Origin of the sequence: Rhodococcus sp. NPDC079359, assembly GCF_040702585.1 — a bacterium.
In the GTDB taxonomy this organism is placed as follows: domain Bacteria; phylum Actinomycetota; class Actinomycetes; order Mycobacteriales; family Mycobacteriaceae; genus Rhodococcoides.
In genome coordinates this window covers 579,279-596,352 of sequence record NZ_JBFBLH010000002.1, presented here as the reverse complement: position 1 = coordinate 596,352, position 17,074 = coordinate 579,279, and the positions used below count along the sequence as shown (strand labels likewise).

Annotated in this window: 17 protein-coding genes; 4 read left to right on the top strand and 13 right to left on the bottom strand. The window is 64.8% G+C overall.

Annotated elements, in window-relative coordinates; translation table 11 throughout:
* The first annotated feature begins 121 nt into the window (after nt 1-121).
* Together AB0362_RS07460 and AB0362_RS07455 are read left to right on the top strand one after the other, a co-directional pair.
* Nucleotides 122-613 carry a flavin reductase family protein gene (locus tag AB0362_RS07460; RefSeq protein ID WP_068049175.1) on the top strand — a complete coding sequence of 164 codons (492 nt, stop codon included), beginning with the start codon at nt 122-124 and terminating at the stop codon, nt 611-613.
* Between the two features lie 901 nt (nt 614-1,514).
* Nucleotides 1,515-2,126, top strand: coding sequence for a hypothetical protein (locus tag AB0362_RS07455; RefSeq protein ID WP_366235354.1), 612 nt, complete (start codon nt 1,515-1,517; stop codon nt 2,124-2,126).
* A gap of 247 nt (nt 2,127-2,373) precedes the next feature.
* On the opposite strand, the gene AB0362_RS07450 is transcribed toward AB0362_RS07455, so the two are convergent.
* The 3 genes from AB0362_RS07450 to AB0362_RS07440 all read right to left on the bottom strand — a co-directional run bounded on the left by AB0362_RS07450 (nt 2,374) and on the right by AB0362_RS07440 (nt 6,021).
* Nucleotides 2,374-4,209, bottom strand: a complete 1,836-nt coding sequence (locus AB0362_RS07450) for an acyl-CoA dehydrogenase (protein ID WP_366235353.1) — start codon at nt 4,207-4,209, stop codon at nt 2,374-2,376.
* A 79-nt stretch (nt 4,210-4,288) separates the two neighbouring features.
* Nucleotides 4,289-4,912 carry a class I SAM-dependent methyltransferase gene (locus tag AB0362_RS07445; protein WP_366235352.1) on the bottom strand — a complete coding sequence of 208 codons (624 nt, stop codon included), beginning with the start codon at nt 4,910-4,912 and terminating at the stop codon, nt 4,289-4,291.
* Nucleotides 4,913-4,935: 23 nt separating this feature from the next.
* The gene (locus tag AB0362_RS07440) at nt 4,936-6,021 is read right to left on the bottom strand and encodes a DUF4185 domain-containing protein (RefSeq protein WP_366235351.1); all 1,086 of its coding nucleotides are present in this window, start codon (nt 6,019-6,021) and stop codon (nt 4,936-4,938) included.
* A gap of 164 nt (nt 6,022-6,185) precedes the next feature.
* Here AB0362_RS07440 and AB0362_RS07435 point away from each other — a divergent pair, with 164 nt between their 5' ends.
* On the top strand, nt 6,186-6,620 hold the full coding sequence (locus AB0362_RS07435; RefSeq protein WP_269594504.1) for a MarR family transcriptional regulator: 435 nt from the start codon (nt 6,186-6,188) through the stop codon (nt 6,618-6,620).
* A 6-nt stretch (nt 6,621-6,626) separates the two neighbouring features.
* Here AB0362_RS07435 and AB0362_RS07430 read toward each other — a convergent pair whose 3' ends face one another.
* From AB0362_RS07430 to AB0362_RS07410, 5 genes are all read right to left on the bottom strand, one after another.
* Nucleotides 6,627-6,788, bottom strand: a complete 162-nt coding sequence (locus AB0362_RS07430) for a hypothetical protein (protein ID WP_317549543.1) — start codon at nt 6,786-6,788, stop codon at nt 6,627-6,629.
* 196 nt (nt 6,789-6,984) lie between these two features.
* Nucleotides 6,985-7,635: a DUF2064 domain-containing protein gene (locus tag AB0362_RS07425; RefSeq protein ID WP_366235350.1), complete on the bottom strand. Its 651-nt coding sequence runs from the start codon at nt 7,633-7,635 to the stop codon at nt 6,985-6,987.
* Complete coding sequence (locus tag AB0362_RS07420; RefSeq protein WP_366235349.1) at nt 7,632-8,285, bottom strand: glycosyltransferase; 654 nt, start codon at nt 8,283-8,285, stop codon at nt 7,632-7,634. The genes AB0362_RS07425 and AB0362_RS07420 overlap by 4 nt, the downstream gene beginning before the upstream one ends.
* Nucleotides 8,278-9,336 (bottom strand): NAD-dependent epimerase/dehydratase family protein, encoded by a 1,059-nt coding sequence (locus AB0362_RS07415; protein ID WP_149406991.1) that lies wholly within the window; start codon nt 9,334-9,336, stop codon nt 8,278-8,280. Before AB0362_RS07415 ends, AB0362_RS07420 begins: the two co-directional genes overlap by 8 nt.
* Nucleotides 9,333-10,130 (bottom strand): S-methyl-5'-thioadenosine phosphorylase, encoded by a 798-nt coding sequence (locus tag AB0362_RS07410; protein WP_094640604.1) that lies wholly within the window; start codon nt 10,128-10,130, stop codon nt 9,333-9,335. The genes AB0362_RS07415 and AB0362_RS07410 overlap by 4 nt, the downstream gene beginning before the upstream one ends.
* A 78-nt stretch (nt 10,131-10,208) precedes the next feature.
* Between AB0362_RS07410 and AB0362_RS07405 the strand changes: the two genes are divergently transcribed.
* Nucleotides 10,209-11,525, top strand: coding sequence for a hypothetical protein (locus AB0362_RS07405; protein WP_366235437.1), 1,317 nt, complete (start codon nt 10,209-10,211; stop codon nt 11,523-11,525).
* Here the strand turns inward: AB0362_RS07405 and AB0362_RS07400 are convergent.
* The 5 genes from AB0362_RS07400 to AB0362_RS07380 form a co-directional block, all read right to left on the bottom strand.
* Complete coding sequence (locus AB0362_RS07400; protein ID WP_188078743.1) at nt 11,512-12,177, bottom strand: methyltransferase domain-containing protein; 666 nt, start codon at nt 12,175-12,177, stop codon at nt 11,512-11,514. The genes AB0362_RS07405 and AB0362_RS07400 overlap by 14 nt on opposite strands.
* Complete coding sequence (locus AB0362_RS07395) at nt 12,174-12,644, bottom strand: hypothetical protein (RefSeq protein ID WP_366235348.1); 471 nt, start codon at nt 12,642-12,644, stop codon at nt 12,174-12,176. Before AB0362_RS07395 ends, AB0362_RS07400 begins: the two co-directional genes overlap by 4 nt.
* A 92-nt stretch (nt 12,645-12,736) precedes the next feature.
* Nucleotides 12,737-13,432: a hypothetical protein gene (locus AB0362_RS07390; RefSeq protein ID WP_366235347.1), complete on the bottom strand. Its 696-nt coding sequence runs from the start codon at nt 13,430-13,432 to the stop codon at nt 12,737-12,739.
* A 164-nt stretch (nt 13,433-13,596) separates the two neighbouring features.
* Entirely contained in the window at nt 13,597-15,183 is a 1,587-nt protein-coding gene (locus tag AB0362_RS07385) for a GMC family oxidoreductase N-terminal domain-containing protein (protein ID WP_366235346.1), read from the bottom strand.
* Between the two features lie 34 nt (nt 15,184-15,217).
* Nucleotides 15,218-16,960: an aldehyde dehydrogenase family protein gene (locus AB0362_RS07380; RefSeq protein ID WP_366235345.1), complete on the bottom strand. Its 1,743-nt coding sequence runs from the start codon at nt 16,958-16,960 to the stop codon at nt 15,218-15,220.
* Nucleotides 16,961-17,074: the final 114 nt, after the last annotated feature.

The window sequence follows — 17,074 nt, the reverse complement described above, 5'->3', positions numbered from 1 at the left end:
ATCACGTCGATTCGGACTGTGGCGTTGCCGCCCGATCGGGTGTTTGCTTGCAATAGGTGTTCGCTCGTCAGAACTGTGCCCACGCGGGGTTGCATCACAAGATCGAAAGGGAGCTTCGTCCATGACGCTCACACGTACCGTCCTCGATCAGCAGACGCTTCGTGAGGCGTACGCGCAGTTCCCGAGCGGAGTCGTCGCGATCGCCGCGAAGATCGACGGCGTCCTGGTGGGCTTGGCGGCCAGCAGCTTCGTCTCGGTGTCCATCGACCCGCCCCTCGTCGCGGTGTGCATCCAGAACACGTCGACGACATGGCCGAAACTCGAGTTGGCACCCAACATCGGCGTCAGCGTTCTCGGGGAGGCACACAACGACGCCGTCCGTACCCTGGCAGCCAAGACCGGTGACCGATTCGCCGGCCTCGACCTCACCGTCACCGACGGGGGAGCAGCCTTCATCGTGGGGGCCACCGCGTGGCTCGACACCACCATCGAGCAGCAAATCCCCGCGGGCGACCACGCAATAGTGTTGCTGCGCATACATTCCCTGGACGTCCAGAGTGAAGTGAACCCAATCGTGTTCCACGGCAGCAAATTCCGCAAACTGCAGCAGTAGCGGCTCGACTCCCCAGGTCCCCCCGGCTCCTTCGGCTCCCCAGGTCCCCGCCTCCCCAGTCTTCGTCGGTTCCCTAGGTCCCCCGCCTCCCCAGTCTTCGCAAAAGCGCGCGCGTTTGTTGAATGCGCGCGAATTGGTGGCCTGATCATGGGCAATTCTGCGCGCATCTGACGAGTGCGCACGCATTTGTGAGGTCCGGCGTTGGTTTCGGCCTTCGACGCTTCGTCGGGTCGGCCCGCGTGACGATGCGCCGTCGGCCTGTTCCCGTGTTTCCCGTGTTCCCTGTTCCCGTTCGCCTGCTTCGGTTCCCCAGTTTTCGCAAAAGCGCGCGCGTTTGTTGAATGCGCGCGAATTGGTGGCCTGATCGGGGGCAATTCTGCGCGCACCTGACGAACGCGCGCGCCTTTGCGGCTCGATGGCACAGCGAACTGGTACCCCCGTACCTGTATTCATCCACAGGTCCGAAGTTGTACACAGGCAGCTACTTTCGTCCCGGATCGGTGCGCGCATGGTCGAGACTCGAAGGATGAGGGATGACCGAATGGTGCGACGCTCCGAGGCTCTTGCCGATGGCAATGCCGATCACGAGCTGCGAGCAATGTACGAACGCGGGGGTTGGGAACGTTTGGTGAATGGCGTCTACGTTCCGACGTCGAGGCTGGCCGGCCTTTCGGAGCAGGAGCGGCATCGGCTGTTGATCGACGCCGTATTTCCGATGATTGCGGACGGCAGCACAGTGAGTCACCGTTCGGCGGCGCTTCTCCACGAATTACCCCTGCCCACGGGAAGATTCGACAAAGTTCACGTCACCCGACACCGCCGCGGCGGAGGTCGAACTAATGCAGCAGTGATCGTGCACTGTGCGCCGTGGGTACCCAGCACCACCGTCGACGGAATTCCCGTGACCTCTTTGGCGCGAACGGTTGTCGACCTTGCCCGTACCGAGCCGCTTCTGTCGGCGGTGATCGCAGGTGACTCAGCTCTGAGGCGCTGCGATCCGCAGGAGCTCGACGCGGAGTTGCAGCGTGCTCGGGGATGGAAAGGCGTGGCGCAGGCGCGACGAGCCGTTTCCCTCATGGACGGGCGGAGCGAAAACCCCGGCGAGTCTCAGAGTCGAGTCATTCTGCGTGAGAACGGATTCGACGTGGAGTCGCAGGTGGAGATCCTGGATCCGGACGGGCAGACGGTGGCGCGGATCGATTGGCTGGTCAATGGCGTCGTGGTATGCGAGTTCGATGGTAAAGCCAAGTACACCAAGTACCTACGGCAGGATGAGCACCCCGGCGACGTGGTGTTCAGGGAGAAGGTGAGGGAGGACGCGGTGCGCGATCTCGGCTATCCCGTCGTGCGCTGGACGTGGGCAGATTTGGCGAATCCGGCGGAGCTGGTGGCGCGCGTGGCCCGAGCTGTGGAGAGGGCTGCTGCACTGCCTCCACCACGAGGGACGGTGCGGAGTACTTCGTGCGGCGCGCAAATGCGCGCGCATTCGCCGAATGCACGCGAAATTGTCTGAGTATTCGGCAGAATTCGCGCGCATCTGACAAACGCGCGCGCTTTTGCGGCGGCTGGGGGCTCGCGATTCGCGCTCACCTGACAAACGCGCGCGCTTTTGCGACGGCTGGGGGCTCGCAACCGGCCTTCCAATCAAATGCGCGCGCTTTTGCGGCAAACCCGGGCCTCGCCGCACCACCACCGCCCCGGCGCACATACGACAACGGCCGCACTCGAGAACGAGTGCGGCCGCCGAAGAGTTCAGGGAATCAGAATGCTGCTTCGTCCAGTTCCATGATGTCGTTGTCGATGTTGGTGAGGATTGCGCGGGTCGCGGTGAGCTGCGGCAGGATGTTCTTGGCGAAGAACGAGGCCACTGCGATCTTGCCCTCGTAGAACGCCTTGTCCTTGCCCTCTGCGCCGTTGTCGAGTGCGGCGATGGCGATCTCGGACTGACGCAGCAGCAGCCAGCCGATGAGCAGGTCGCCGAAGCCCATGAGGAAGCGCACCGATGCCAGGCCGACCTTGTACAGCTCGGTGGGCTGGTCCTGTGCGCCCATGAGGTGCTGGGTCATCGAGGTGACGATGGCCTGCACGTCTTCGAGTGCGGTGGCGAGCAGTGCGCGCTCGGCCTTGAGGCGACCGTTTCCTGCTTCGCTGTCGATGAACGACTTGATCTGTCCGGCAACGTGAGCCAGTGCTACGCCGCGGTCGCGGGCGATCTTGCGGAAGAAGAAGTCCTGCGCCTGGATGGCGGTGGTTCCTTCGTACAGCGAGTCGATCTTGGCGTCGCGGATGTACTGCTCGAGGGGGTAGTCCTGCAGGAATCCGGAGCCGCCGAGGGTCTGCAGGGATTCTGCGAGTACCTGGTAGGCGATTTCGGAGCCGACACCCTTGACGATGGGCAGCAGGAGGTCGTTGACGCGGTATGCGATGTCGGCGTCAGCGTCCGAGACCTGCTTGGCGGTGACCGGATCCTGGTGTGCGGCGGTGTAGAGGTACACCGCACGCAGGCCTTCGGAGTACGCCTTCTGCATCATGAGGCTGCGCCGCACGTCGGGGTGGTGGGTGATGGTGACGCGGGGAGCGGTCTTGTCGGTCATCTGCGTCAGGTCTGCGCCCTGGACGCGCTCCTTGGCGTACTCGAGTGCGTTGAGGTAGCCGGTGGAGAGGGTGCCGATTGCCTTGGTGCCGACCATCATTCGAGCGTGCTCGATGACGTCGAACATCTGCGCGATGCCCTTGTGGACCTCGCCGACGAGCCAGCCCTTGGCGGGAATGCCGTTGCCACCGAAGGTGAGTTCACAGGTGGCGGAGGCCTTGAGGCCCATCTTGTGCTCGACGCCGGTGACGAAGGCTCCGTTGCGCTCGCCCAGTTCGCCCTTCTCGAAGTCGAAGAGGATGGACGGCACGAAGAACAGGCTCAGGCCCTTGGTTCCGGGTCCGGCACCTTCGGGGCGGGCGAGAACGAGGTGGAAGATGTTCTCGAAGAGGTCGTCGGACACTGCCGAGGTGATGAAGCGCTTGACGCCTTCGATGTGCCACGAGCCGTCGTCCTGCTTGATCGCCTTGGTGCGACCTGCGCCGACGTCGGATCCGGCATCGGGCTCGGTCAGGACCATCGTGGCACCCCAGCCGCGCTCGACGGCTACCTTGGCCCATTCCTTCTGCTCGTCGGTTCCGTTGTGGTACAAGATGTTTGCGAATCCGGGGCCTGCGGAGTACATGAACGCGGCCGGCTGCGATCCGAGGAGCATCTCGTTGATGCCCCAGAGCAGGTTGCGGGGTGCTGCCATGCCACCGACTTCTTCGTCGAGGCCGACGCGCCACCACTCGCCGTCGTAGAGCGCCTTGAACGACTTCTTGAAGGAGTCGGGCAGCTTCAGGCTGTGGGTTTCGGGATCGAAGACCGGCGGGTTGCGGTCGGCTTCCGCGAAGGACTCGGCCAGCGGTCCCTCGGCTAGGCGTACGACCTCACGCAGCATGTCGCGGGCTACTTCACCGTCCATGTCGCCGAAGTTGTCGCCTTCGAGTGTCTCGTCGAGTCCGAAAAGCTCGAAGAGGTTGAACTCGAGATCCCGGAGGTTGCTCTTGTAATGGCCCATTGCTCGTTCGCTCTCCAGTCGGTGGTGCGGTCTCGTGAGTACCGCCCAAGTTAGCTACTCGTCGGTAACTTAACGGATATTACCCCCGATCCGGTTCGCTGCCAAGGGGAGGCCTACTCGCCAGTAGCAATGCGTCGATCGCTGTGCCGCCGGTCACGTCGCGATAGCGGTTCTCGGCAGTGAGGATGGTCAGCCGAGTACCGATGTCCGACGCCAAATCCTCTGGTGTGTAGAGGATCTCGGCTTCCTGTGGACCGCCGACGCCGGAGTCGATGTTCGCGGAGTGGTGTCCGAGAATCATGAGGATTCCATCAGGTTTCAGCGCGGAGACGGCGACCGAAACGGCCTTCTGTCGTTCGTTCGGGGGCAGGTGGAGATAGAACATGAGAACCAGGTCATAGTTCGGTTCGGTTGACAACTGCGTCACATCGGCGTGGACCCAGGTCAGTCGCTCGCGCACCGATCGCGGTGCCGAAGACGCCACGTCGTTCGCCCTCGTCAGCGCCACCGAGGAGAAATCGACGGCGTCGACGGTCCAGCCGCGGGTTGCCAGCCAGATCGCGTTGCGACCCTGGCCGGACGCGAGATCCAGTGCGCGACCTCGCTCGAGCGCCGTCGCGACTTCGACGAGCGTCGCGTTCGGTGCCTCGCCGTAGACGAGTTCTCGGCCTTCGTACTTGCGATCCCAGTCTGCGGCGTCCACCTTCGGAAGCCTAGTGGCGGTTCCTACAGCGTCGCGCGCAGCAGCAGCACGTTGTAGTTCTGGTAGACCGTCGCCAGGAAATACAGGTCGCGGCCGGTCGAGTTGGGATGGATGTACGGAGCGTAGATGGAGCTGACCTCGCGGGTGTCGACCAGAACTTCTGGTGGGCTCCACGGCCCGACTGGCGACGGCGAGCGTCGCAGGACGATCGAGTTGGCGTTGTCGGTCGTCATCATCAGGTACTGACCGAGGGTCGCGTTGTATGCGACGGAGAGTTCGCCGACGCCGCCGACGATGGGTGCGGCCGCGGCCGGGTCGCCCTTCTTCCAGTCCTGGCCGGTCCAGTACTCGTATTCGCCGAGCCTGGCGATGTCCTGTTCCTTGACGCGAGCGACGTGGCCGAGGTTGAAGCGGCCGGGCGGGGTGCCGTACTGGTAAACGTAGCCGCCGTCCTTCAGGTAGGCGCTCTGCTGGAAGTTGCGGTCGCCCCCGACGCTGGGCCGCTGGGTGTCCGGTAGTGCTGCCCAGTTCTCTCCGTTGTCGTTCGACACGGCCAGGCCGGAGAAGTTGGTCTCCCAGGTTCCAGGCGGTCCCCAGTTCTTCACGGACATCAGGTTGAGGTACTGACTGTCGCCGACGGCCACGCCTGCCGTCGGGATTCGGCTGATCTCGACGAACGGGATCTTGGGGCTGGGGACGACCTCTTTGGTCTGGCCGATCGGGTCGAGTACGACGCTGTCGAATTTCATGCCGTCGGCGAGGTTCCGGTCGTTGCTTCGCACGATGGCGTTGCTGCGCCACGACCACAGGCTGCCCTGCAGCAGGTTGGGTACGCCGAGGCCGGCGGTATCGCCGAATGCCGTCAGCACCTCGCCGCGGCCGTTGTCCCACATGATGCCGAGATCGGTGCCGATCATGTTGACGTTCTGTGTGTTGTTGGGACTCGAGATACCGGTCACCTGAGCGACGGCTTGTGCGCGCCCCTGAAGCTGAGGCAGCCCGAACGTGCCGTTGAGTCCGGCAATGGGATTGACCGCGTTGGGATTGGCGAGGGCGTTGGGCCCGGTGACCAGCAGCGACGTGGCTACGGCCAGGGTGGCAATGGTCAAGACTCTGGAACCAACGCGACGCACGACGATCTCCCCCAATTCGATTTCACTCCCCGGCAACCGACGAGAACCATATCAGCGGTTTGTTCGAGGCGGAATAAATCGAGGGATCCGCTGTTTCTGGAAATCGGGCGAATGCACCTCGGTGTCGTAATCTGGACAGCGTGAGTGATCTGCCCGATTCCCGGCTGGCGAGGGATTTGTCCGTCAGTGCAATGCGATTGAATCGGAGACTCCGACTGCGCCATTCCAGCGACAGATTGCCCGTCGCTCAGCTGTCGATTCTGACGACGTTGCTTCGTGAGGGGCCGATGACGACGGGGGAGTTGGCGGCGCGGGAGCGGATCAAGCCGCCGTCGGTGTCCAGGTCTTCCCACGCCTTGGTCGAGTTGGGGTTGATGAGCCGGGAGCCGCATCCGACGGACGGCAGGCAGGTGGTTCTTCTGCTGACCGATGCGGGAACGGCGACTGCGCGGCAGGAGGTTGCCGCTCGGGAAATCGCGCTGGCGGAACAACTGGACGAATTGACGCCGCAGCAGCGGGAGACTCTGGCCGCAGCGGCTCGAATTCTGACCGAGATCGTCGAGCGGGTCGACTGAACGCAGTCAGTTCTCGTGGTGAAGTTCGTGCTCGAGAGCTTCGACGTCCCACTCGATCGTCGACCCCAATTCCTCGGAGTCACCCCGGTGCGCGACGCGGCCGAGGACGGTGGCGACGACTGTCGCGAACACCATCCAGACGGCTACGCCTATCAACAACCCGGTCATGTCACACTTTCTAGCACCTGTGTCTGTGAAATAGCCGTGAAACGGTGGTTCGGCTTTGTTGCGATTCGATATTGGTCGCGTGCGGTCCGGCAATTCGGGCAGATCGAAGGTGCTGTTCCACAACGGATGTGGAGGTTGCGGCCTCGATGCGGCATTTCGGTCGAAACAGACCTGTCGGAACGGACCGAGGCCCTATTCAATTTCCGACTTTTCCGACGGCAATATGGAACCGACTGTTCGGTGCGCACAATTGCGCCACCGCTTCGAGATCGGACTCGAAATCGACATCGCGCATTTCCGGGAGCATCGTGATCGACGCCCCGGCCGCGGTCAACGCATCGAGCGTGTCGGAGCCCGTCGACGGGGCGGACATGGGCACGTCGAGCAAGAACCGAGCGAGTTCGGGGTTGCGAAGGCCGAGCGCCCACCATCCGCCGTCCTCGGCGAATCCGAGTACGTCGCTGCTGCCGAGTTGCGCGGCCGCGTCGGACAGCAATTGCGCCGTGACCTGAGGGGTGTCCATGCCGATCTGCAGTACGGAACCGGTGGTGGCCGCGTCGGCGTGGGCATTGGCCAGTCGTTCGCCCAGTCCGTCGCCGCGCTGAGCTACGACCGTGAACGACGCCAGCGCGCGGGTCAGTTCGTCTGAGCGGGCCGCGTCGGCGAGGTTGCCGGTGAGGGCCACGACACGGCGGTCGACGTCGGCGGCCGAGACGGCGTCGAGGGTGTCGAGCAGCGAGGCCGCCGCCAGTTCGGCTGCGGCGGCGTCGCCGATCGTGGCGGCGAGTCGTGTCTTGGCCAGCCCGGGTACGGGGGCTTTGGCGACGACGAGAGCGGTGACGGTCACGAGAGCACCTTCCAGAAATCCCGGACGGCCACGATGGTTCCCTTCACCGATCCCGAGACCTTCGATGTTCCGGCTGTCCGTGGTCGGTAGACCACGTCGTGTTCGACGACGGTCCAGCCGGCTTCGGCCGCCAGTACGAGCAGCTGCAGTGGATAGCCCGAGCGGCGGTCGGTGACGCCGAGGTCGAGCAGTGCCTGACGGCGTACCGCGCGAATGGCTCCCAGGTCGTGCACGGGCAGCTTGTACTTGGTGCGAAGTCGAAGTGAGAGAACGGCATTGCCGATCCTGGCGTGCAGGGGTGAGCTTCCCTTCGCCGGTCGACGGCGACCGACGGCGAGGTCCGCGTGATCGAGGGCCGTCACGAGGGTCGGCAGGTCGCGTGGATCCATGGAGCCGTCTCCGTCGAGGACGCAGACGATCTCGGTGTCGGCTGCGACGACGCCTGCGTGGACTGCTGCGCCGTAGCCGGGCACGGTTTCGGAGATCACCGTGGCTCCGTGGGCTGCGGCGACGGCGGCGGTGTTGTCGGTGGAGTTGTTGTCCACCACGATCGTGGAGTAGCCCGCCGGTACCGAATCGAGTACTGCTGGAAGCGATTCGGCCTCGTTCATGCAGGGGATGACGACGGTCACCGATTGCTGTTCAGACACGGGGTGGTCCCGTGCCCTCGGCGTCGCGCAACGGTGCGTCGGCGAATGCGGTGAGACCGTCCCTCGGCATGATCTTCGCCCGGAATCCCAGGGTCTGTTCGGCCAGTCGGGAACTGGCGACGATGTGCCGTACGTCGCCGGCTCGGTAGCGTCCGGTGATCTCGGGTGTGGGCCCGCCGCGTGCTTCGGCGAGGATGGTGGCGACCTCACCGATGGTGATCGGTTGTCCCGAGCAGACGTTGAGGGCGGTGAAGCCTTCGGTCTCGGCGTCGATCGACGCGATGTTGGCCGCTGCGACGTCGTGAACGTGCACGAAATCGCGGGCCTGCTTGCCGTCCTCGTACACGGTCGGGGCCTGGCCGAGTTCCAGCGAGGAGCGGAACATCGCTGCCACACCGGAATACGGGGTGTTGCGGGGCATGTTCGGTCCGTAGACGTTGTGGTAACGCAGTGCGATCACCGAGCCGCCCGTCGATACCGCCCACGCGGAGGCGTAGTTCTCCTGTGCCAGTTTGCTCGCCGCGTAGATGCTCCTGGGTTCGAGTATCGAATCTTCCTCCACCAGAAGCCAATCGAGGGGCTCACCGGACCTCGGATCGCGATTGTCGAACAGTCCGGCATCGAGATCGGCGCGGGTGCGGGGCGGCGGAACTACGGTCTCGCCCGATGAATTGAGATACCGCCCTTCGCCGTAGACGACCATCGACGAGGCGAGAACCAGCCGCGAACAGCCTGCCTCGTACATCGCGGCGAGCAGAACTGCCGTCCCGTAATCGTTGTGGCTGGCGTAGGCGGGGGCATCCGCGGCATCGACGCCGGCTCCGACGACGGCGGCCTGGTGACACACGACATCCACCCCGCGCAATGCGTCGACGAGCGAGTCCTTGTCGCGCACATCGAGATCGATGATTCCGTCGGCTCGCGCTCCTGGGCCGTGAGCCGATTCCAGCATGGCGTCGACGGCAACGATCTCGTGGCCGGAGGCGGCTGCCGCATCGCGAATGTGACCGCCGATGAATCCGGCTGCGCCGGTGAGCAGCACCCGGGTCATGGCAGCTCGATCGGCAGCGTGAGGCCGGTGTGCACCCGACACGTCGGGCAGTCGCCGGTGGGAGCGTCGGAGATGGCCGAGCGCACCAGTGCCTTGAGTGGCTCGATGTTCTTCTGGAACTCGGCGAACACGTCCACCGCCTTGACGCCCTGACCGGACTCGATGCCGGCATCGAGGTCGGTCACCAATGCGATCGGTGCGTAGCAGAGTTCGAGTTCGCGAGCCAGAACTGCCTCGGGGTGGCCGGTCATGTTCACCAGCGTCCAACCCTGGCGGGCGAACCACTGGCTCTCGGCACGAGTGGAGAACCGAGGGCCTTCGACGACGACCATGACACCGCCGTCGATCGCCGAGTCCTGGACCGCGGACTTGCGGAGCGTCGGGCAGTACGGGTCTGCGAATTCGACGTGAATCCCGCCCTCGTCGAAGTAGGTCTGTGCTCGCCCGGACGTTCGGTCGACCAGTTGATCGGGAATCACGACGGTGCCCGGGCCGTACTCGGACACCAGAGATCCGACCGCGCAGGGGGCGAACACTCGGCTCACCCCGAGCATCCGCAGCGCCCACATGTTGGCGCGATACGGCAACGTGTGCGGTGAGTACTCGTGATTTCGGCCGTGTCGGGGCAGAAACGCCACTCGCCGACCTTCCACCTCGCCCAACGTGATCGGGGCGCTCGGAGCGCCGTAGGGGGTGTCGAGCACTACCTCCTGGGCGTCGGCTCCGAAGAACGAATAGAAGCCGCTGCCGCCGATGACGGCTATCTCGGCCCGCCCCGTCGCGTCGTTGTCCATCTGCTCATCCTCCATCACCGTCGGTCGATATGCTGGTCCGAAGTCGTGTTCGTCTCGAGTCCGCAGGGAGAAAAGACTATCCGTTACTGGAGAGAAGCCGTCGCAGGCACGTTGGCCGTCGTGCTCGTCGTGGTCGCATTCGTCGTTCCGTACCTGGGAAACGAACTCGTCACCCCCATCATCAACAGAACTCCGCAGCAGGTACGTGACTTCGCCGATGCGGCACCGCTGTTCGGCTTCCGCGAGATTCACGTGGGATGGGGAACTCCCGTCGCCGTTCTGATCGCCGTCGCCACCGTGCTGTGGGGGCCGACGGTCGCACGCCGACTGTCGTGGACGCGACTGTTGTTCGTGGTGTGGGGCGCGTCGGCGGCCTGGACGATGTCGCTGGCGATGGTGGACGGTTGGAAGCGCGGCTTCGTGAACCGGCTGGCATCGACGGACGAGTACTTGCACGAAGTGCCCGGCATCACCGACATTCCCGCCACGCTCCGCGGATTCTCCGAACGCATTCTGGACTACCAGGCCGATTCGTGGACGACGCATGTGTCGGGTCATCCCCCCGGCGCACTGCTCACCTTCGTGTGGCTCGACCGTCTCGGCCTCGGCGGTGGAGCCTGGGCGGCGACACTCTGTGTGCTGGTCGGCACGAGTGCCGCTGTGGCGCTGGTACTCACGCTCCGGGTGCTCGGCGACGAGAACATCGCACGGCGTGCAGCACCGTTCGTGGCCATCGCCCCGGCCGCGATCTGGATCGCCGTCTCCGCCGATGCGTTCTACGCCGGTGTCGCCGCGTGGGGAATTGCGCTGCTGGCGATCTCGACGAAGCGCTACCTGTGGCCCGCGTCGATCGGTGCGGGAGTGTTGCTCGGTTTCGGCGTCTACCTCAACTACGGGTTGGTGTTGATGGGCCTGCCTGCGGTCGCGGTGCTGATCGCCGGGCGAAGAATTCTGCCGTTCCTCGGCGCGCTGATCGGTGCGCTGATCGTTGCCGGGATCTTCACCGCGTACGGATTCTGGTGGTACGACGGCTACTTGCTGGTGCAGGAGCGCTACTACCAGGGCATCGCCAAGGACCGGCCGTTCGAGTACTGGGGCTGGGCGAACTTCGCGGCGCTGTTCTGCGCCTTGGGTGTGGCTGTGCCCGCGGCGTTCCCACGGATACTCACTCGGCTGGAGCCGATCAACCTGTTGGTGATCGCGGCGATCGCTGCTGTGGTCATGGCTGATCTGAGCCAGTTGAGCAAAGCCGAGACCGAGAGGATCTGGTTGCCCTTCGCGATGTGGATGCTGATCGCGCCTGCTGTGTTGCCGATCCGCACGCATCGTTTCTGGCTGGCGCTGCAGGTGATCGGTGCGCTGGCGATCAATCATCTACTGTTCACGAATTGGTGAACGGGGCCAGCGTCATCTGAGCGAACCAGCGCCCGTGGATCGGTGCCACGTCCACCACTCGCAGGCCTGCGGCACCGGCGAGATCTGCGGTGGCGTCGGCGCTGACACTGGACCAGGCGAACCAGTCGCCGACCATGGTGTCGGTTTCCCATCGAACGGTGCGGTGGCGAATTCCCGTGTCGCTGGGCGCATCCACTTCGGCGATGACGGCCCCGTGGGGGGCGAGCAGGTCGGCGGCCCGGCGAAGCAGACGCACCGGGTCTCCGCCGATGCCGATGTTTCCGTCCGCGAGGAGGACACACGACCAGTTGCCGGTGTCGGGCAGTGGCTCGAAGAGATCGCGCAGAACGGCGTTTCCGCCGCGGCCGATGGTCAGATCGACTGCTGCTCGGGAGGTGTCGACGCCGAGTGCCGAAACACCGCGTCGAGCAAGCGCCTCGGTGAGCCGACCCGGCCCGCAGCCGAGATCGATCGTGGGTCCGGTACAGCGGCTGAGCATGGCGTGGTCCGCGCGGCGGTCCTCGGCCGACGAGGCGCTGCCCCCCATCCACCGTGCGGTGGGGAGTTGCTGCCTGCTGCCGTCGGAATCGCCTATCCAGCAGGGTAGTCCGGCTGCTGCGCGGTTGAAGAGTGTATCGGCGGTAACGCTCATGCTCGGCTCCGTACGAGGGTCCATCGGATGAAGTAGGCGGCGGCGCTCGCGGTGAACAACACCGCGGTCAGCGCGAGCCAACGTCCGAGAAAGGGTTCCTGAGTCAAACCGGTTGCGGCCCGGTACGACTCCGCGCCCTGGGAGATTATCCCGGGGAAGAACATCAGAAACGTCAGTGCAGTCCCGAGAGCGGGAACTCGAACGAAATTGACCGGTGACACGGTCAGGTGGCGGCGTGGAATGCTGGTGATCAGCCGATCGGCCAGCGAGTAGAGCGGAAACAGTACGGCATCGTGCAGCAGTACCGATCCGAAGAACCACACGAGAACGGATTTCCACCACACGTCGCTGTTCCACAGAGTCTGGGGCCCTGCGAGTGTGACGACGTAGCCGACGAGCGCGAACGAGAGCAGCAGTCCGACCGCATGCAGCGGGTGTCCGCCGTAGATCCTCGTGAACGCTCTCATCTGTCGGCTCCTGGTCGTGCGATGCAAACACCCGTGCGCGAGGGCCACCGTCTTTCACGGTGACGCCTCGCGCACGGGGTGTACGGGAGTGATTAGGCAGTGCTGACCGTGATGGTCGCAACGCCCACGAGCAGTCCCGGGGTCACAGCATCGGTGTTGAAGGTGCTGTTGAGCAGACCGGCAGCGGTCTCCGAGATCTTCACCTCGGTGCCCTGCAGGATTGCGGTGTTGTCGGGTCCGGTCGCGAGCGGCTGCAGGGTGCGGCCGTCGAGATCGAACAGCACTGCATCTGCTGCAGCCTCTTCGCCGTTGACCATGACGTCACCGGTGAGGATCGACGTGCCCGGGTCGATGTCGAAGTTGATGAGCTCGACCACGGTCTCGCCGGCGGTCAGCGACAAGCCGCTGCCGTCGTGCATGATCATGCCCTGGACGTAGGGATCGACGGTGCCGGGCTCCCAGTAGCTGACGTCTCCGCCGGTGATCGGGAAGCGGATGGATCCGTCTGCCAGAGTGGCGGTTCCGACGACGCCCGGGGTGAGGCCCAGGGTGGTCAGTGCGCCGGTGAAGCCGGCATCGAGAGCGACTGCGGTGTCGACACCGTTGCTGAGGTCGGGGACCTCGGCTGCGGGCTCGGGCATTGCCTCGGTGGTCTCCATGGCCGACGACTCCGAGGATGTGGCTGCATCGGTGGTGTCGGACGCCTCGTCGCTGGAGCATGCGGCGAGCGGGACGATGGTCAGTGCACCGATTGCGGTGGCGGCCAAAGCTTTACGAACAGTGAACATGTCGGTCAACCTTCCGTGCTCGTCTCTCGAGCGTTGTGGGTCATTCGGCGCTGCTTGCCGAGCGGATGGGTTCCATCTCGATCCCCTGCAAGGGAGCGTGCCCACCTGTTACCCGACAAACCGGACGTCCAAACCGGAAATTTTCCGAAAGGTTCACTTGCGGATCAACGAAGGATCAAGTCCGCTGCTCGTTCACCGATCACCACCGACGGCGCGTGAGTGTGCCCGCGGATGATGCTCGGCATGATCGACGCGTCGGCGACGCGAAGGCGGTCGACGCCCCGCACCCGCAGCTCGGCATCGACGACACTGTCGGCGTCGTTGCCCATACGGGCAGTGCCCACGGGGTGGTACAGAGTGTGCGCATTCTGCTCGAGGGCCTCGGTGAGCAGGTCCGCCGGGGAGATGTTCGACGCCACCCTGGGGCGGACGATGTCGCCGAGCTCGCCCTTCATCGATGGGGTTTCGGAGATTGCAACGCAGGCCCGTAACCCTTCGATCATCGCCTTACGGTCCAGTCCGCCGGGGTCGCTGAGGTAGCGCGGTTCCACGATGGGCTTGGCCAACGGGTCGGCCGAGCGGAGGGTGATCTCGCCGCGGCTTTCGGGTTTGACGAGTACCGCGCCGATGACGGCGGCGTGCGAATCCTGGCCGACGAGTCCCTCGTCGAAGAACGGTGCCGGTCCGAAGATCAGTTCGACGTCGGGCAGGGCCAGCTCTTCTCGGCTCTTGATGAAGCCGTACGCCTCGGCGACGTTGGAGGTGAGCATGCCGCGTCGGCGCGTGAGGTAGTTGACCAGTTCCGGGATCTTCTCGGCGTGAAAGAGGGAGTCTCTCTCGGTTTTCCAGCCGATGAGGGCGGCCAGGTGGTCGAGGAGGTTCTGCCCGACGCCGGGCGCGTGGTGTTGGACGGTGATGCCGTGGGATTTCAGTTGTTCCTGGTCGCCGATGCCCGAGAGCATCAGCAGCTGCGGAGTGTTGATGGCTCCGCCGGAGAGGATCACTTCCTTGTGTGCGCGCACGGTGTGTACCTCACCACCGGAGGTGTACTCGACGCCCACTGCTGCGGTGCCCTCGAACAGGACGCGAGTGGCATAGGCCTCGGTGAGGATGGTGAGGTTCTTGCGCTTCTTCGCCGGTCGGAGGTAGGCGTCGGCCGTGCTCCAGCGTGCTCCGCGCTTCTGGTTGACCATCGTGCGGGTGAAGCCCTTGGGCTCGGGCAGGTTGGCCGTTTCCAGCGGATAGCCTGCTTCTTCGACGCCGTCGAGGAACGACGACGTCAGGTCTCGGGGGCTGCGCTGGTGGGAGACGATGAGTGGGCCGTCGGTGCCTGCGTCGACTGCTGTTGTGCCCTCTATGTTCTCGATCTTGCGAAAGTAGCCGACGAGGTTGCGGAACGACCAGGAGTCGTCGGACACTGCCGCCCAGTCGTCGTAATCGGCGGCGAATCCGCGAACCCACATCATGGCGTTCATCGACGACGAGCCACCGAGCATCTTGCCGCGCGGCCAGTAGATGCTGCGATCACGCAGCTCCGGTTGCGGCTCGGTGAGGTAGTCCCAATCGACCTCGCTACGAAAGAGTTTGGAGAACGCAGCCGGGATGTGAGCGAACTTGTTCTTGTCCTCGGGGCCGGCCTCGAGCAGGATCACCTCGTTGCGTGGGTCTGCGCTGAGGCGATTGGCCACCACTGCGCCTGCGGAACCTGCGCCCACCACGATGTAGTCGGCAGTCTTGTGCTGTGAGCTCATCTTTGTCCTTGAAGTCGGTGCGGGCGCAGAGGTGTCAGCCGCGCAGGGCAGAGGCGAAAATTGCCGGCAGCTTGGACCATGACGGTGCGCCCGCGAATGCGGTGAGCAGCTTGCCTGTCGACGCTGCGGTCTTGTTGGTGACGAACCACGGTGGCTTCGGGGAGATGGAGAGTTCGCCGTTGACCAGCGAGCGCGGCAGCGGCCGGAACGGCCCGCGCACCACTGTTCGCTCGGCCCCGTCGATCAGTAATGCGTTGTGCACGATGCCGATTCCGCTCTGCACGTCGTCGACGGTGTGGCCGGGGAATGCGCCCCAGGTGGCCGCTGCGGTGAGGAAGCCGATGGCCGTCCAGGCGTTGACGGCGATGGTGCCGTAGCGCAGGTCGGCGAGCATGGTGTCGAACTTCTCGCCGAGTCCCTTGATGGTGCCTGGGGTGCCGATGATGTTGATGCCGAGGGTGCCGGTGAATTCCTCGTTCGCGGCCTGAACCGCCTTGGCTGCGAATGCTGCTCCGCTGTAGGGCAACTCGATGATGCCCATGACCGGTGCGAAGTACTCGGTCTGCAGCAGCGGTGCGTATTCACCGGGGTTCAGGTCGGTGATGAGTACGCGGCCACCGCGCTCGCCGAGGCGCTCGGCGGACGGGTAGGTGGCGGTGGCGTCGGACACTCGCTTGTCGCTGCCGGGGTAGTAGGGCGCTCGGGCAGGCGCGCGGTCGAGGGCGGCGCGCAGGGCGGCGACGAACTCGTCGCGCTGCTTCCATTCCGAGGACAGCACGACGACCTGCGAAGCGACACAGTTGTATCCACCGTTGTGCAGGCGTTGGGTGGCGATGTGCTCGGCCTGGAATTCGATGTCGGGCCGGCTCCACTCGCCGGGAAGAACGATGGTGGGCGAGACGCCACCGAGTTCGCTGGAGATCTCCTTGGTGAGGATCGGCTCGTTGGCCGCCTTGCGGGCAGCTCCGTCCGGGCCCGGACCGAAGACGATCGCGTCGTGCGTGATGGCGCTGCCGGTCATGTGGACGTGGTCGACACGATCGTGCTGGACCAGGTAGGTGCCCACGTCGGCTCCGCCGGTGAGCAGGCGCAGTGCACCGATGTCGACGAGCGGCGCGAGGACTTTCTCGAACACCGGCAGCAGCGGATCCATGATGGGGTTGAGCTTGAGTGCGACGACGCGGTTGAACGCGATCAGTTCGTACAGCGCGTCCAGCGGCGCGATCGAGGTGATGTTGCCTGCGCCGAGTACCACTCCGATGCCCGCGGTGCGGGTGGGATCGAGCTGGGCCAGGCCTGCGGTCCGCTGTGCGGTTGCACGGTCGATTCCGGGCTTCAGCCACACCTCGGCGCTGAACCCGTTGAGCAGGAGCCGCTCGAAGATGTTGAGAGGCAGCACCGAGACCGTCGTGCGCCCACCGGGTGCCGTTCCGAACGTGGCACCGGCCAGCGGGCTGCTACCGGCTTCTAGCGCCGCAAGTGTGTGCGCCACGGTGCCGAGTCCGTTCAAGAACGAGTACGGACCCGACAACCATTCCTCGCCGACGAGGGTGGAGGAGGCGTCGAGCCCCTTGATCGACGCTGCCGCCGTCACCCACTCCTGCGCGTGAGCTGTGGTCAGTGCGTGCACGCGTTCGAGCAGGGCACGCCGCTCGGCCAGGGTGAGGCGTCCCCAGTTCTTCTCTCCCTCGGACAGATCGGCGAGTGCGGAGTCGACTGCCTCGGTGGGTTCCGGCGTCGGTACGGGCTTCAGGTGTGGGGTGACGTCGCTGGTCAACTTCTCGGCTCCACTCGTCGTTCGGGTACACGCTTCCACTGTGATTGTGGTCGCACTCGGACGTGGGACGCTATGGGCCACGGCTCTCAATCGGATGCAGCGGCTTGTGCAGCC